The organism is Ectothiorhodospira shaposhnikovii (assembly GCF_016584105.1).
In the GTDB taxonomy this organism is placed as follows: Bacteria; Pseudomonadota; Gammaproteobacteria; order Ectothiorhodospirales; family Ectothiorhodospiraceae; genus Ectothiorhodospira; species Ectothiorhodospira shaposhnikovii.
This window is the reverse complement of the sequence record NZ_NRSM01000012.1, coordinates 59,760-74,920: the sequence shown is the minus strand read 5'-3', so window position 1 is coordinate 74,920 and position 15,161 is coordinate 59,760. Positions and strand designations below refer to the sequence as shown.

The 15,161-nt window shown below is 63.9% G+C and carries 18 protein-coding genes; 8 read left to right on the top strand and 10 right to left on the bottom strand.

Going from position 1 to position 15,161, the window contains the following annotated elements; genetic code table 11:
- Nucleotides 1–57 precede the first annotated feature (57 nt).
- Complete coding sequence (tyrS, locus tag CKO35_RS08695) at nt 58–1,257, top strand: tyrosine--tRNA ligase (protein WP_200174777.1); 1,200 nt, start codon at nt 58–60, stop codon at nt 1,255–1,257.
- 120 nt (nt 1,258–1,377) lie between these two features.
- Here tyrS and znuA read toward each other — a convergent pair whose 3' ends face one another.
- Nucleotides 1,378–2,346 carry a zinc ABC transporter substrate-binding protein ZnuA gene (znuA, locus tag CKO35_RS08690; RefSeq protein WP_200174775.1) on the bottom strand — a complete coding sequence of 323 codons (969 nt, stop codon included), beginning with the start codon at nt 2,344–2,346 and terminating at the stop codon, nt 1,378–1,380.
- A gap of 232 nt (nt 2,347–2,578) precedes the next feature.
- On the opposite strand from znuA, the gene znuC reads away from it, so the two are divergent.
- Complete coding sequence (znuC, locus tag CKO35_RS08685) at nt 2,579–3,421, top strand: zinc ABC transporter ATP-binding protein ZnuC (RefSeq protein WP_200174768.1); 843 nt, start codon at nt 2,579–2,581, stop codon at nt 3,419–3,421.
- A complete protein-coding gene (gene znuB / locus CKO35_RS08680) occupies nt 3,414–4,226 on the top strand; it encodes a zinc ABC transporter permease subunit ZnuB (protein ID WP_200174766.1) in 813 nt (270 codons plus the stop codon). Before znuC ends, znuB begins: the two co-directional genes overlap by 8 nt.
- A gap of 4 nt (nt 4,227–4,230) precedes the next feature.
- Here the strand turns inward: znuB and CKO35_RS08675 are convergent, their stop codons facing one another.
- Genes CKO35_RS08675 through CKO35_RS08655 form a run of 5 tightly spaced genes read right to left on the bottom strand, consistent with a single transcriptional unit; the run spans nt 4,231 to nt 8,125 of the window.
- On the bottom strand, nt 4,231–4,731 hold the full coding sequence (locus tag CKO35_RS08675; protein ID WP_200174763.1) for a dihydrofolate reductase: 501 nt from the start codon (nt 4,729–4,731) through the stop codon (nt 4,231–4,233).
- Complete coding sequence (locus tag CKO35_RS08670; RefSeq protein ID WP_200174759.1) at nt 4,728–5,561, bottom strand: thymidylate synthase; 834 nt, start codon at nt 5,559–5,561, stop codon at nt 4,728–4,730. Before CKO35_RS08670 ends, CKO35_RS08675 begins: the two co-directional genes overlap by 4 nt.
- Entirely contained in the window at nt 5,554–6,351 is a 798-nt protein-coding gene (gene lgt, locus CKO35_RS08665; RefSeq protein WP_200174758.1) for a prolipoprotein diacylglyceryl transferase, read from the bottom strand. The genes CKO35_RS08670 and lgt overlap by 8 nt, the downstream gene beginning before the upstream one ends.
- A gap of 20 nt (nt 6,352–6,371) precedes the next feature.
- Nucleotides 6,372–7,574: a class I SAM-dependent rRNA methyltransferase gene (locus CKO35_RS08660; protein ID WP_200174757.1), complete on the bottom strand. Its 1,203-nt coding sequence runs from the start codon at nt 7,572–7,574 to the stop codon at nt 6,372–6,374.
- A 44-nt stretch (nt 7,575–7,618) separates the two neighbouring features.
- On the bottom strand, nt 7,619–8,125 hold the full coding sequence (locus CKO35_RS08655) for a protease complex subunit PrcB family protein (protein ID WP_200174756.1): 507 nt from the start codon (nt 8,123–8,125) through the stop codon (nt 7,619–7,621).
- A gap of 96 nt (nt 8,126–8,221) precedes the next feature.
- Between CKO35_RS08655 and CKO35_RS08650 the strand changes: the two genes are divergently transcribed.
- From CKO35_RS08650 to CKO35_RS08635, 4 genes are read left to right on the top strand one after another with little or no spacing between them, the layout of a single operon-like run.
- Nucleotides 8,222–9,055 carry a GNAT family N-acetyltransferase gene (locus CKO35_RS08650; protein WP_338031776.1) on the top strand — a complete coding sequence of 278 codons (834 nt, stop codon included), beginning with the start codon at nt 8,222–8,224 and terminating at the stop codon, nt 9,053–9,055.
- Nucleotides 9,030–9,800, top strand: coding sequence for a lysophospholipid acyltransferase family protein (locus CKO35_RS08645; protein ID WP_200174755.1), 771 nt, complete (start codon nt 9,030–9,032; stop codon nt 9,798–9,800). The genes CKO35_RS08650 and CKO35_RS08645 overlap by 26 nt, the downstream gene beginning before the upstream one ends.
- The gene (locus CKO35_RS08640) at nt 9,797–11,035 is read left to right on the top strand and encodes a glycosyltransferase family 4 protein (protein WP_200174754.1); all 1,239 of its coding nucleotides are present in this window, start codon (nt 9,797–9,799) and stop codon (nt 11,033–11,035) included. Before CKO35_RS08645 ends, CKO35_RS08640 begins: the two co-directional genes overlap by 4 nt.
- Nucleotides 11,026–11,565 (top strand): phosphatase PAP2 family protein, encoded by a 540-nt coding sequence (locus CKO35_RS08635; protein WP_200174753.1) that lies wholly within the window; start codon nt 11,026–11,028, stop codon nt 11,563–11,565. Before CKO35_RS08640 ends, CKO35_RS08635 begins: the two co-directional genes overlap by 10 nt.
- A gap of 12 nt (nt 11,566–11,577) precedes the next feature.
- On the opposite strand, the gene CKO35_RS08630 is transcribed toward CKO35_RS08635, so the two are convergent.
- From CKO35_RS08630 to apaG, 3 genes are all read right to left on the bottom strand, one after another.
- Nucleotides 11,578–12,417, bottom strand: a complete 840-nt coding sequence (locus tag CKO35_RS08630) for a symmetrical bis(5'-nucleosyl)-tetraphosphatase (protein WP_200174751.1) — start codon at nt 12,415–12,417, stop codon at nt 11,578–11,580.
- A gap of 9 nt (nt 12,418–12,426) precedes the next feature.
- Complete coding sequence (locus tag CKO35_RS08625; RefSeq protein ID WP_200174749.1) at nt 12,427–13,026, bottom strand: class I SAM-dependent methyltransferase; 600 nt, start codon at nt 13,024–13,026, stop codon at nt 12,427–12,429.
- A gap of 122 nt (nt 13,027–13,148) precedes the next feature.
- Nucleotides 13,149–13,532: a Co2+/Mg2+ efflux protein ApaG gene (gene apaG / locus CKO35_RS08620; RefSeq protein WP_200174747.1), complete on the bottom strand. Its 384-nt coding sequence runs from the start codon at nt 13,530–13,532 to the stop codon at nt 13,149–13,151.
- Between the two features lie 93 nt (nt 13,533–13,625).
- On the opposite strand from apaG, the gene CKO35_RS08615 reads away from it, so the two are divergent.
- Nucleotides 13,626–14,054, top strand: coding sequence for a hypothetical protein (locus CKO35_RS08615; RefSeq protein WP_200174740.1), 429 nt, complete (start codon nt 13,626–13,628; stop codon nt 14,052–14,054).
- 18 nt (nt 14,055–14,072) lie between these two features.
- On the opposite strand, the gene glk is transcribed toward CKO35_RS08615, so the two are convergent.
- A complete protein-coding gene (glk, locus tag CKO35_RS08610) occupies nt 14,073–15,065 on the bottom strand; it encodes a glucokinase (protein ID WP_200174738.1) in 993 nt (330 codons plus the stop codon).
- Nucleotides 15,066–15,161 lie beyond the last annotated feature (96 nt).

Genomic DNA, 15,161 nt, shown 5'->3' with positions numbered 1-15,161 from the left:
GCCTTCCATTCCGATGTTAAATCGTTGTCCTTAAAACACATATCCAAGAGAAAGGAAATGACCGAAGTTTCAGATCAGATTGAGCTTATTCGTCGTGGCTGTCACGAACTTCTGCTGGAAGATGAACTGCGGGAAAAGCTCAAGGCAGGCCGTCCCCTGAAGATCAAGGCCGGTTTTGATCCCACCGCGCCGGATCTGCATCTGGGTCATACGGTGCTGCTGAACAAGCTGCGTCAGTTTCAGGATCTGGGGCATGAGGCCATCTTTCTGATCGGCGACTTTACCGGCATGATCGGCGATCCCAGCGGCAAGAACAGCACACGCCCCCCGCTGACTCCGGAGCAGGTGGCCGAGAACGCCCGGACCTACCAGGAACAGATCTTCAAGATCCTGGATCCCGAACGTACCCGGGTCACCTTCAATTCCAGCTGGATGGGCAAGCTGACTGCCGCCGACATGATTCAATTGGCGGCCCGTCATACGGTGGCCCGCATGCTGGAGCGGGACGATTTCCACAAGCGTTACAACGCGGGTCAGCCCATTGCCATCCATGAATTCCTCTACCCGCTGATCCAGGGGTATGACTCGGTACAGCTGCAGTCCGACGTGGAGCTGGGGGGCACCGACCAGAAGTTCAATCTTCTCATGGGCCGTGAACTGCAGAAGCAGTACGGGCAGTCTCCCCAGGTGGTGCTGACCATGCCCATTCTGGAAGGGCTGGATGGCGTGCAGAAGATGTCCAAGTCCCTGGGGAACTATATCGGGATCACCGAGGCGCCCGAGGAAATGTTCGGCAAGATCATGTCCGTGTCCGACGAACTCATGTGGCGTTATTTCGAATTGCTGTCTTTCCGGCCCATGTCGGAGATCGAGGGTTTCCGTGGTTCGGTGGCCGAAGGTGCCAATCCCCGTGACATCAAGTTCCTGCTGGGTGAGGAACTGGTGGGCCGATTCCATGATTCTGCCGCTGCGGAACGGGCCAGACAGGCCTTTATCGAACGTTTCCAGAAAGGCGCGATGCCTGAAGATATGGAGTCCGTCAGGGTGCAGGCGCCGGATGGCGCCCTGCCGCTGGTGAATCTTCTCAAGGAGGCCGGTCTGGTATCCAGCACTTCCGAGGCGATGCGCATGATTCGCCAGGGTGCGGTGCGAATCGATGGCGAGAAGGTGGAAGATGCGTCCTTGCAGGTGCAGGCGGGCGGCGAGGCAGTCTATCAGGTGGGCAAGCGACGTTTTGCGCGGATATCCTTGACCTGAACCTTGCCATGGGATGAGGCGATCAGCCGGACACGGAGCAGAAACAGGCATAAAGGGTGACAGGCCCGCATCGGCGAGATGGGAAAGCCGATGCGGGCTTCTTCCCTGATGGTGCCTTACTTAGTTTTCCAGACAGCCCACCAGGCTGTCGCCCAGGTTTTCCAGCAAGCGGTAATAGCTTTCCACGCCTGTCGGCAGATCGGCGCCGAGCGGGTCCAGTATTCCCGTGCGAGCCCCGGTACCTTCAACCAGGGTATCCACGATGGCGGGCTTGAACTGGGGTTCGCTGAATACACAAATGGCATCGGAATCCTGAATCCGCTGACGAAGCGCCTGGATCCGGCGTGCGCCCGCCGGACGGGAAGGGTCTATGGTTACCGAACCTGCCGGCGTCAGTCCGTAGTGTTTTTCAAAGTATTGATAGGCATCGTGAAATACGATGAAGGGCCGCCCCTGGATCGGTGCCAACCGGGTCTGGAGCCGGGTATCCAGTTCACTCAGTTGTGCCAGGATGCGGTCCCTGTTTTCCCTGTAACGAACGCCGTTGTCGGGATCCTGTTCCGTCAGCACGGCGGCCACGTGGCGGACAATGCGGGCCGCGTTCTCGGGAGAGAGCCATACATGACTGTCGATGTCATGATGGTGGTGGTCATGAGCATGATCGTGGCTGTGGCTGTGATCGTGATCGTGGCTATGGCTGTGACCGTGGTCATGATCGTGCCGATCCCAGATGCCTCCCTCGCGCAGTTCATGGCGCACCAGATCGGCTTCCTTGAGCAACGTGACTGTTCTGACCGAGTCCGGCAGCCTCGACAGCGGACGTGTCAGGAAGCTTTCCATATCCCGGCCAACCCAGATCACCACCTGGGCGGACTGCAGGTGGCGCATGTCAGAAGGCCGGAGTGCATAGTCATGGGGGGAGGCGCCACCGGGCACCAGGAGCACGGGTTCGGACACACCCTCCATGACGCCACTGACCAGATTATGGATGGGTGGTATGCTGACAACCACCCGTGGTGCCGCCTGCAACGATAGCGGCAGAGTCAGAACCAGGGCTGCCACGCCCGCAAGCAATCGTTTGCTGCGCATGATTGAGTGTGCTCCTTGATTGAACGGGTTATGTAATACTATAACAATGTGCTGCCTGTGCCAGCCCCAGGTCCGGGAAACGCGGTGCAGGATCTGCGGCCTGATGGCTTTTACTGTTTCTCATTTGCATTTTCGTGTCCAGTGGCTATAGTGGCCTCCACCGGCGCGCATTGAGCGAAGGCAGTTGTGTCCGGTCTCGATTCAATGCGCCTTTTCACCTGACCGCATCGCTATGTTGACGCTGCCCGCCTTGTTCAGATCACGTCCTGATACGTTCCCTTCCCATGGACCCTTGTTGGCCGCGGAGCGCGTGGCCATGGTCGTGGGTGATCGGCGTATTCTGGACGGCGTGGACATGCAGGTGGAGCCGGGACAGATTGTCACCCTTATCGGTCCCAATGGCGCCGGCAAGACCACGTTGCTCAAGGTGTTGCTGGGGCTGGTGTCACCCACTGGCGGCCAGGTCCTGCGCCAGCCGGGGTTGCGTATCGGCTACATGCCCCAGCGCATCCAGGTGGATGAGATCCTGCCCATCACCGTGCGTCGCTTCCTTGGGCTGGGGGGGCGTTTTCCCAAGGACCGGCTGGCCCGGGTGCTGGCGGAAGTGGGCTGCGCCCATCTGCTGGAGCAGCCTGTGCAGTCGGTGTCCGGTGGGGAAATGCAGCGCATCCTGCTGGCCCGCGCCCTGCTGCGGGAACCCCGACTCCTGGTGCTGGATGAGCCCGCCCAGGGGGTTGACGTGGCCGGACAGGGGGAGGTGTTCCAGCTCATCGCCCGCCTGCGCGACCGCTACGGCTGCGGGGTGCTGATGGTGTCCCACGAGTTGCACCTGGTCATGGCCGCCGCCGATTCGGTGATCTGCCTGAATCAGCATGTGTGCTGTACCGGCAAGCCGGACGTGGTGAGCCGCGATCCCGCCTATCTCAAACTGTTCGGCAAGACCATGCCGGCGGGCATGGCCCTGTACACCCATCATCACGATCACCGCCATGATCTGCACGGCGACGTGGTGGAGTTTGACGGGCCGCCCGGGCGCGGCTGTCCCGGGGCGGAGGCCCATCGGCACCATGGATGATTTCATTGTCCGGGCCTTGCTCGGCGGCATGGCCGTGGCCCTGGTGGCGGGGCCGCTGGGTTCCTTCGTGGTCTGGCGCCGGATGGCTTATTTCGGCGATACCCTGGCCCATTCCGCCCTGTTGGGGGTCGCCCTGGGTTTTCTCATCGGTCTGAACGTGAATCTGACCGTGGTCATCCTCTGTGTGACCCTGGCCCTGGTGCTCATGCTGCTGCAGCGACAGCGGCGGCTGGCCACGGACACCCTGCTGGGCATCCTGGCCCATAGCAGTCTGTCCCTGGGGCTGGTGGCGGTGGCCTTTCTGGAGGGGGTCAGGGTCGATCTGATGGCCTATCTGTTCGGCGACATCCTGGCCGTGTCCAATGAGGATCTGACATGGATCTTCATCGGTGGTGTGGTGGCCCTGGGTATGCTGATGGCCCTGTGGCGCCCCCTGCTGGCGATCACGGTGCATGAGGATCTGGCCCGGGTGGAAGGGGTGAGGGTGAGCCTGGTGAGCATGGGTTTCATGCTGCTGATGGCCCTGGTCATTGCCGTGGCCATGAAGGTGGTGGGTATTTTGCTGATCACCTCGTTGATGATCATTCCCGCGGCGGCGGCCCGGCGGCTGTCGTCCACGCCGGAGCAGATGGCCTTGTTTGCAGCCCTGATCGGTTGTCTGGCCGTGGCCGGCGGTTTATGGGGGTCCCTGACCTGGGATACCCCCGCCGGACCTTCCATCGTGGTGGCGGCGGCGTTGCTGTTTGCCGTGATCTTCAGTCTGCCGGGGGCTGCCCTGCTGCGCCGGTTGCGTACGCCGTCCTAGCCGGTCAGGAGCGGCGCTCCAGGGTCAGGAAGGTGTAGGGATAGGGGTTTTTGTCATCGGCATCATGGGCTTCCCGGGCCACCTCCCGCCAGGTCTCGTTGAGCTGGGGCAGGAAGGTGTCCCCCTCGAAGGCATGCTCGATCACCGTCAGGTGCATCCGCCGGCACAACGGCAAAAGATGCCGGAACAGGTCCGCCCCGCCGATGACGAAGATCTCCTCCGCCGCCCCGGCGGCCGCCAGGGCCTGGTCCAGGTCGTGGACCACCGTGCAGCCGGGGGCCTGGAAATCCGGATCCCTCGTCATCACCAGACTGCGTCGGCCCGGCAGCGGGCGACCAATGGACTCGAAGGTCTTGCGCCCCATGAGCATGCAGCCGCCCATGGTCAGACGCTTGAAGTGGGCAAGATCCGCCGGCAGATGCCAGGGCAGGCGGTTGTCGGCGCCGATGAGCCGGTTGCGGTCCATGGCGACCACGGCGGTGAGCAGCGGTTGGGAATCGGTCATACGGACACCGGGGCCTTGATGTGGGGATGGGCCTGGTAATCCAGCAGGGTGAAGTCCTCGTAACGGAAGTCGAACAGGGATTTCACCGCCGGATTGAGCACCATCCGGGGCAGGGGATAGGGTTCGCGGGCCAGCTGCTCACGGGCCTGATCCAGGTGGTTCAGATACAGATGCACGTCACCGAAGGTATGGATGAACTCCCCCGGTTCCAGGTCCGTGACCTGGGCCACCATGAGGGTGAGCAGGGCGTAGGAGGCGATGTTGAACGGCACTCCCAGGAAGACGTCGGCGCTGCGCTGATAGAGCTGGCAGGACAACCGCCCGTCGGCCACGTAAAACTGGAACAGACAGTGGCAGGGGGCCAGGGCCATGCGTCCGGCACGGGCATTGTCCTGGGGGGAGACACCCTCGTCCGGCAGGTCGGCCACGTTCCAGGCACTGACGATCAGGCGCCGGGAGTCGGGCCGGGTCCGGATCTGTTCCACCACCTGACTGATCTGGTCCACGTGACCGCCGCCGGGCAGGGGCCAGGACCGCCATTGCCGGCCGTAGACCGGCCCGAGATCGCCGTCCGCCGTGGCCCATTCATCCCAGATGCGCACCCCGTTGGCCTGCAGATAGGCGGTGGAGGTGTCACCTTTGAGGAACCAGAGCAGCTCGTGGATGATGGACTTCAGGTGCAGCTTCTTGGTGGTCACCAGGGGGAAGCCCCGGGCCAGGTCGAAGCGCATCTGGTGACCGAACAGGGAACGGGTGCCGGTACCGGTGCGGTCGGATTTCTCCGTGCCCTGTTCCAGCAGTTGTTGCAGGAGCTGAAGATAACTATGCATGACGTGCCTTCTCCCGCCGCCAGGCCCAGGCCAGCAGGATGACGCCGGCCAGGATCATGGGCAGGGTGAGGAGTTGACCCAGGGTGAGCCAGCCGAAGGCCAGATAACCGATGTGGGCGTCGGGTAGGCGCCAGAATTCCACCAGGAAGCGGAACACCCCGTAACCCACCAGGAACAGGCCGGACACCGCCCCCACCGGTCGCCAGCGCCGGGAGAAGAACCACAGGATCAGGAACAGGGCCAGTCCCTCCAGGGCCGCCTGGTAGAGCTGGGTGGGGTGACGGGGCAGCAGGTCCGTGGCCGGGAAGATCATGCCCCAGGGCAGGTCCGTGGGTTTGCCCCAGAGCTCGCCGTTGATCCAGTTGCCGATGCGTCCGGCCCCCAGGCCGATGGGGATGAGGGGGGCCACGAAGTCGGTGAGTTGCAAAAAGCGGCAACCCAGCTTGCGGGCATAGAGCCAGCAGGTGACCAGCACCCCGATCAGACCACCGTGGAAGCTCATGCCGCCTTCCCAGAGCCGTATGAGCATCAGCGGATCACCGGCCAGGGCATCCAGGTTGTAGAACAGGACATAACCCAGTCGCCCCCCCACGATCACGCCGATGACGCCGTAGAAGAGCAGGTCGGAGACCTGTTCCCGGTTCAGGGGGCTCCAGGGCTGGCCGGCCCGCAGCCAGCCCAGGGCCCAGAAGGCGGCAAAGCCCAGCAGGTACATGAGGCCGTACCAGTGGATCTGCAGGGGACCCAGGCTCAGGGCCACGGGATCGATGAAGGGATGTGTGGGAGTCATCGGTGGATTCTAACCTACGGCTATTGTCCGATGCAGCGGCAGAGGATCGCCTTGAGATAGGCCGTCTCCGGCATGGCTGGATGGATGGGGTGATCACTGGCCTGACCACCGCGGGACAGGATCTGCATCTGTCGGTCCACATGACGGGCGGCGGCATGAACCTGTTTTTCCAGGGCATCGGCCGCCATGTGCTGGGAGCAGGAACAGGTGATGAGAAAGCCGTCCCGGGCCAGGACCTGCAGGGCCATCTGGTTGATGCGCCGGTAGGCGGCGGTCCCTTCCTTGAGGTCCTTGCGGCGTTTGATGAAGGCCGGCGGGTCGACGATGATCAGATCGAAACGGGCCCGTTCCTCCCGCAGTTGGCGCAGCACCTCGAAGGCATCCCCCGCCAGGGCCTGCACCCGGTCATCCACCCGGTTCAGGCGGGCATTGGCTTCCACCTGGGCGACGGCATCGGCGGAGGCGTCCACGCAGGTGACCTGCTCTGCCCCGTGTATGGCCGCCTGGATGCCCCAGCCCCCCGCGTAACTGAACAGGTCCAGCACCCGAGCCCCGGTGGAGAGGCGCCGCAGCCAGGCCCGGTTGTCCCGCTGGTCGTAGAACCAGCCGGTCTTCTGGCCCGCCAGCAGGGGGACCTGGAAGCGGGCGCCGTTTTCGGTGATCTCCACCGTCTCCGGGATGGGGCCTGTGGCGGGCTGCACGTAGAGGTCCAGGCCTTCCAGGCTGCGCACCGGGCTGTCGTTGCGCCAGAGCACGGCGCTCGGGCGCAGGACCTTCTCGAAGGCGCTCAGCAGGGCATCCTGCAGGCGGTCCATGCCGGCGGTGGTGATCTGGGCCACCAGTACGTCTCCGTAGCGGTCCACCACCAGACCCGGCAGGCCATCGCTCTCGCCGTGAACCAGTCGGTAGAAGGGTTCCTCGAACAAACGCTCCCGCAGGGACAGGGCCACCTTGAGGCGGTGGACCAGCAGGGAGGGGCCGAAGGGGTGATCCGCGTCTCGGGTCACCAGGCGGGCACAGATGAGGGAATTGGGGTTGGCGTAGCCCGTGCCCAGGGTGCGCCCCCGGCTGTCCTGGATGGTCACCGGCTGGCCCGGTTCCAGGGAGCGGATGGGGGTGGCCTCCACGTCCACTTCATTGCTGAAGATCCAGGCGTGGCCGGCCAGCAGGCGCCGTTCTTCGTTTTTTTTCAGGCGCAGGGGGACGTAGTCGAGGGTTTCCATGGGGACTCCGGCAAAACGCCCATTATAGCCGTTGTCCGCGGACTTCACTTCGACGGGGCGTGCATGGGATTGCCGTCCTGGTCCTCGACGCGAACCGGCCGGTCTTGTGTTCGCTCCATGCCCAGCAGCAGGCAGGGACTGCTCAGGGCCTGGGCGGTGATGGCATCCGGGGGTGGTTCATGGCGGATGACACGGATGACCATCGTTTCCCCTTCCAGGCGGGCATGGTCCCCGGCCAGTTCCAGGTGATAGCCCAGGGTGGGCTGCAGCCCCTGATGAACCAGGATGAACCGTTCCCGGGCCGGATCGGGCGGCGAGCCGACAAGTCCGAGGCCGGTCTCTGACAGCAGCCGTTCCAGGCCGGCAGAGGTATCGGCAATCCGGACGCGCGGGGTGGGCTCGTCATGGCCGCAATGGGAGCCGGATGCCAACACCCGAAGGGTGGCGACATCCGTCTGCCCCTGGATGCATGGGGTGCGGCAGCCGGTTGCCGTGGCCAGGAACGGCAGGAGCAGGAAGGTCATCAGGCAGGTTCTTGAGGCAAAGGCCATCCGCGAGTCTCTCCTGTGGGTGCATGTCCTGTTTGGGTCATGGAATCGTCACCGTCTCTTCACGTCTCTGAAAGGCGGTCCACCTAGCATGGCCTCATGACGATGGAGAACCTCAAGGCCATGCAGACTGCCGACACGCTCGTGACCGATGACTGGAATGTACCACGCCCGGGTCTGAGCGTGTCCCTGGCGACCAGCGATGATGATGTGCTGGCGTCCCAGCGTCTGCGTTATCAGGTCTTTGCCCGGGAGATGGGGGCCACCCTGCCCGAGGCGGCGGCCCGTCTGGGTCTGGACCGGGATCGCTATGACCGCTACTGCCATCACCTGCTGGTCCGTGACGGCCTGACCGGGGCCGTGGTGGCCTCTACCCGCATCCTCAAGGACACCGAGGCACGCCTTGCCGGCGGCTTTTACTCCCAGGATGAGTTCGAACTGGACGGACTGGATCGCCTGCCAGGACGGATCATGGAAATCGGCCGTACCTGTGTTCATCCCGATTATCGCAGCGGTACGGCCATCGCCGTGCTCTGGTCCGGCCTGGGGCGGTTCATGACCACCCATCGCATCGCCTATCTGATCGGCTGCGCCAGTATCGGGCTTGAAGATGGCGGCTATCAGGCCCACGCCATCATGGAGCGGCTCAGGGGCCGTCATTCGATGCCGGAAACCCTGCAGGTGAGACCTCGCCTGTCGTTGCCCGGCCCCATGACGGGATGCCATGGGGCCGTGAGCATGCCGCCCCTGCTCAAGGCCTATCTGCGGCTGGGGGCGCGTGTCGGTGGCGAACCCTGCTGGGATCCGGACTTCAATGTGGCCGACGTGTTCATTTTTCTGGACGCAGGGCTTGTGCCGGCCCGCTACCAGCGGCATTTTCTGCGGACATCCTTAACCGCGGAATCTCATGAAAACCTTCAGATGCATTTATAGGCTGATCCCCTTGGTACTCCACCTGTTCATTGCCGTGATCCTGACCCTGCTGCTGGGGCGGCCCAATGAGGCCGGTATGCCCGATCAGCGGTTCCGGCGCGCCATCCAGTGGTGGTACAGGATTTTCTGTCGCCTGTTCGGGGTCCGTATCCATGTGCGTGGTCAACCCTCCCAGGGGCCGGTGCTGTCCGTTTCCAATCACGTCTCCTGGCTGGACGTCCCGGTACTCGGGGCGTATGCCCCGGTGGGTTTTCTGTCGAAGTCGGAGGTGCGGCGCTGGCCCCTGATCGGCTGGCTGTCCGGGCGCAACGGCACTCTCTTCATCCATCGCGGCGTCAACGGCGCTGCTTCCCAGGTGTCCGATCAGATGGCCGGGCATCTGAGGCGCGGTCACTCGGTGCACCTGTTTCCCGAAGGGACGACCACGTTGGGCAGGGAGGTGCGGCGCTTCCATCCCCGGCTGTTCCAGGCTGCCCAGAGCGCAGGCTGTCCGGTACAGCCGGTGTCCATCCGCTACCTGCCTCCCGCGGATCATGCCGCGGCCTTCGTGGATAACCAGAATTTCCTCACCCATGCCCTGCGTCTGCTGGCCATGCCGCGGGTCGATGTGGCGCTCAGTTTCATGCCGCCGATCCCTGTCGACGGCACGGATCGGCGCGGCTTGTCCCGGGCGGCCGAAGAGGCCGTCAGGGAGGCGTTCCATGACAGCCTTCCGCCACCCCTTGAAGGAGATTCCCCCTCATGAACGCCGTCGGGCGCGCCTCATCCCTGAACTGGGAGCGGATTTTCACCCAGGGGTCCCAGACCCATTCCGATGAAGATGAGGCGCCCCGGCTTCGTATTGCCGTGGTGACCGAGACCTATCCTCCGGAAATCAACGGCGTTGCCCATACCCTGCATCACATGGTCCAGGGCATGCTGGCACGAGGGCATCAGGTTCATCTCATCCGGCCCCGCCAGCACCGGCATGATGTCGGGGGCGGGCAGGGGGCGCTGCGGGAGCAGGCCACGGCCGGCCTTCCCGTGCCCGGCTACAAGGGACTGCATTTCGGCCTGCCTGCCCGCGGCGCGATCCTGGGTGTCTGGCAGGAGGAGCCGCCGGATGTGATCTATGTGGCCACGGAAGGCCCCCTGGGAGGTTCGGCGGTAGCCGCCGCCCGGCATCTGAACATCCCTGTGATCAGCGGTTTTCATACCAATTTTCACAGCTACAGCCGCTATTACGGGGTGGGATTTCTGGAGCCCGCCATCGGTCATTTCCTCCGCCGCTTCCACAACCGCACCCAGTGCACCCTGGTGCCCACTGAGTCATTGCGTGCCCAGCTTACGGCCCAGGGATACCTGAACTGCAGGGTATTGGCCCGGGGGGTGGATACGGCACTTTTCAATCCCGCCCGCCGTGACCCGGCGCTGCGCCGGGAGTGGGGGCTGGAGGAGGGGGATCCGGCAGTGATCCATGTGGGGCGCCTGGCGGCGGAGAAGAATCTGTCCCTGGCGGTGGAGGCCTTTCGGGCCATGCAGTCCCACCAGCCCCGGGCGCGTTTCATCCTGGTGGGTGACGGCCCCGAGGCCGGGGAGCTGGGGCGCCTGCATCCGGACCTGATCCTGGTGGGTTCCCGGACCGGGGAAGACCTGGCCCGGCACTATGCCAGCGGCGACATCTTTCTGTTTCCCTCCATATCCGACACCTTCGGCAATGTGGTTCTGGAGGCCATGGCCTCGGGGCTGGCGGTGGTGGCCTTCGATTATGCGGCACCGCGGGAGCATCTGCGCCACGGTGAGAGCGGACTGTTGCCGCCCCTGAATGACCGGGACCGGTTCGTCAGCCTGGCACGGGAGCTGATCACCGATCCCGCACGGATCCGGGGCCTGGGCCAACAGGCCCGGTCAGTGGCCGAGTCGGTGGACTGGCGCTGTATCCATGATCGGCTGGAAGCGCTGTTTTTCGAGTGTGCTCAAGAGAGGTCAACATGGGACTGATGCAACGAGTGACCGAGGCGGAGATTCCGGTATGCCTGGCCTTCAACCGCATGGGACACCGGTGGCTCATCAACCGGGTGTTTGCCGGGGTCAGCCGGCTGGGTGACGGGGTTTTCTGGTACACCCTGATGCTCTGCCTGCCCCTGATCCACGGCATGCAGGCCCTGCATGTGAGTCTGCACATGGCCCTGGTGGGGCTTTTGTGCCTGCCCATCTACAAGTTCCTGAAGGCGACCACGGGGCGGGACAGACCGTTCCGGCGCAGCGCCGACATCAACCTGAACGTGGCTCCGCTGGACCGGTTCAGCTTTCCCTCCGGACACACCCTGCATGCGGTGGCCTTTACCGTGGTGCTGCTGGCCTGGTTGCCGGTCTGGGCCTGGCTGGTGCTGCCCTTCACCCTGATGGTGGCCATGTCCCGGCTGGTGCTGGGGCTGCATTATCCCACCGACGTGCTGGCCGGCGCCGCCATCGGTGCCTCGGTGGCTCTGGTCAGTTTGTGGTGGATAGGGGGCGCGGTGCCCCTGTAATGATCCGGTGGATCAGGCGACCGGCGACGGCGTCCGGTGGCCTTGGCAGGCCTGCTGGACGATCTCCGGTATGGGGGTGTCCAGACGGGCCAGGGTCATACGGCCACCCCAGACGCAGCCCGTGTCCAGGGTGAGGACCTGCTGTTCGTAACGGCAACCGATGGTGGACCAGTGGCCCACCACCAGCTTCAGGTCGGCGCTGGCCCGGCCAGGCACCTGAAACCAGGGCAACAGGCCGGGAGGTTGGGTGCCTGGTGAGCCCTTGTGATCCATGTCCAGCCTGCCGTCCCGGGTGCAGTAGCGCAGACGGGTGAAACAGTTGGTGATGAAGCGCAGGCGGGACCAGCCGGACAGGGCCGGATCCCACCGGTCGGGCTGGTCACCGTACATCCGTTGCAGCAGGGTGCGGTAGTCGGGGCCGCGCAGTGCCCGGTGCAGTTCATCCGCACAGGCCAGGGCCGTGGCCAGGTCCCACTGGGGGGGCAGGCCGGCATGGACCATGGTCCAGCCCGCTGTGAAATCATGGTGCAGGGCCGGTTGCCGACGCAGCCATTCCATGAGTGCGTCCCGGTCGGGGCTGTCCAGGATGGGCTGGACGGTATCCCGGCGCCGGGGTTTGTGCAGACCGGCGTGGATGGCCAGCAGATGCAGATCGTGGTTGCCCAGCACCGTCACCGCCGCCTCCCCCAGGGACTGCACGAACCGCAGGCAACCCAGGGAATCCGGCCCCCGGTTGACCAGATCCCCCACCAGCCACAGCCGGTCCCGGGCCGGGTCGAAACGTACCCGGTCCAGGAGCCGTTTCAGCGGGTCAAGACAGCCCTGCAGGTCGCCGACGGCATACAGTGCCATGCAGCGGGGTCAGGCCTTCTTTTCCAGCAGGATGTGGCGGAACCAGCCACGCAGCATGGCCGGACTGTCTTCCAGCAGGGTCAGGTCGGTGCGCTTTTTCATCAGGTTCTCGAACACCACGTCGGTGCGGGTGGCCAGGAACTGGGATACCAGACCCAGCAGGCGGCGGAAGGGGGCGCTTTCACCGGGCTTGAGGAACTTGTCCAGGATCAGGATCCGGCCGCCGGGCTTGAGCACTCGGGTGGCTTCGGTCAGTGCCTTGCCGGCATTGGGGACGACGGCCAGGATGTTGTGCATGACCACCACATCGAACTGGGCATCCTCGTAGGGCAGGGCCATGGCGTTGCCTTCGTGCAGCTCGATGCCCAGGTTCAGGGACTGGGCGCGTTCGGTCGCCTTCTTGAGCATGGCCGGGGTCAGGTCCACGCCGGTGTAATGGGCGCCCTGGGGCAGGAAGGGAAAATCCAGCCCGGTGCCCACGCCCACCAGCAGGATGGATCGACCTTCCACGTTGCCCAGACGTTCCAGGCTGTGCTGTCTGACGCCTGCTGAAGGCTTTTCAATCAGTCGGTCATAGATGGGTGCCCAGAGGGTGTAAGGGATGCGCATGAGGTTAGCCCGTGGTTGTGGATGAGTCTTGTATCGTTATTTTCCGGTGCTCACGATTGTAGTCAGTGACCATGCCCCTGTCTAAAGTAGGGGTTTGCAGGCTTGATCCAGGTCGGATTTATTCAGTGCAGCACCCTGGGCACGGACAGGGTGAACGTGGGAATGACGGCCTCGAACCGGGTGCCATCGTCGGCGACCATCTGGTAGGTGCCGCGCATGGTCCCCACCGGGGTTTCGATCATGGCACCGCTGGTGTACTGAAAGCCCTGGCCAGGATCGATGTGGGGCTGTTCACCCACCACGCCTTCGCCCCGCACTTCCTGCACCTTGCCGTTGGAGTCATGGATGATCCAGTGACGACTGATGAGTCTGGCCCCCTGGTTGCCCAGGTTTTGGAGGGTGACCGTGTAGGCAAACACGAAGCGGCCGTGCATGGGGTCGGACTGGGATTCCACGTAACTGCAGTTGACCTCGACCTTGACGTGCTGGTCTCTGCTTTCCGGCATGGGGGTCTCCGGTGGCTTGTGCAAGACGTATGGAAAGGCTGTTCATCATGCAGGATTCCCGGGGGAAGTTGTAGTATGCCGTGATTGCATCTGATGGCATGGATTGTGCTAATTATTTTCAGGAGGTTTGAGCACAAGGGGTATGACATGGCTGGAAGGGAGTGGTTGCTTAACATCAATGCTGTACGAGCGGCGCAACGGTGTGCGCGTCTCATTGAGCAGGAATTCTCCCTAAGGATGCCGGTGGGGCGGGCTGATTTTCTGGCCCAGGCCGTGGCAATGGCGCAACGCAGCAGTGGTTCCGAACTTCGGGAGGCGGTGAAAGCGCTTGAACGGATCATTGCTCATGCACCCGAGGATCGGGATCAGGATGTGGTGGCGCAAGCTGACGAGGAGACCTTGGTCTACCGGGGCAAGGTCTTTCCCCGTTACCAGGATGGCAAGGTGTTTTCCGGAATCTATCGGGGCGCCCCGGTTTACGTGGACGCAGAGTCTGCGCACCTTAATGGTGCTGATGTTTGATCGCTGCCCCGGGATGGCTCAGGGTGCCTTGTCCGCTGCCAGCCGGGCGGCCCCCAGCAGGCCGGCCGTCGTGTCGGTGATCACCTTGACGGGCATCCGCGCCATGAGTGAGGTCATGGGAGGTTTGTCGAGAAATGCTTCCATGAAGCCGCCGTTGGCCAGCAGGGGCAGGATGCGGGGCGCTATCCCGCCGGCGATGTAGACACCTCCGAAGGGCAGGGTGGACAGTGCCAGATCTCCGGTCTGCCCGCCATAGATGCGGCAGAACAGTGACAGGGCCTCCACCGCCAGGGGGTCGGCCCCGGTCAGTGCCAGTCGGGTGAGTTCGGGGGCAGGGTCCGCCTGCTCCATGGCTTTGGCCAGGGTGGGATCGACGGCATGTCCTTCGGACATGAGAAATCGGGCGATACGGCCCAGTCCCCGCCCGCTCAGCAGGTGTTCCCGGGTGCACCGCCCTTCCTGGCGGTGGATTGCCGCCCACAGACGTGCCTGCTGGCCGTCCGCCGGCGCCAGTCCACTGTGACCCGCCTCGGTGGGAAGCACCAGGCGTGACTGGCCCGGACAGACGATGCAGACTCCCAGGCCGGTACCCGCGCCCACCACCAGGCGAACACCCTTCGGGTCCGTTTCCCCCGCCTGCAGCACATGCAGGCTGTCAGCGGGCAGGTCATCCAGGCTGTGGCCTGTGCCCTCGAAATCATTGACCAGGGTGACCCTTCGAATGCCCAGCTCCCGGGCCAGTTCATGGGAGTCCAGTTGCCAGGGCAGGTTGGTGAGGTGTGCCTGCCATCGATCATCGTGCCGGGTCACCGGACCTGCCAGGGCAAATGCGGCGGCGGCAGGTCCGGGGTTTCCATGGTCGTCCAGGAATTCCCTGACCATGGGGACCAGATGGGGGTAGTCGGCGCTGGAGAAACGCCGGATTTCTCCGGGTATCAGTTGACCGTCCTCCACCCTGGCCAGCATGAGCAGGGTCTTGGTTCCCCCGATGTCTCCCGCCAGTACGTCCACGATCGTCTCCTTGGGGATGCTGTGAACCAGTTATGAATCAGTCAGTCCCGTATGAACCAGTCATGCCCGCGCAAGCGGAAATCCGGAGCCCATGCC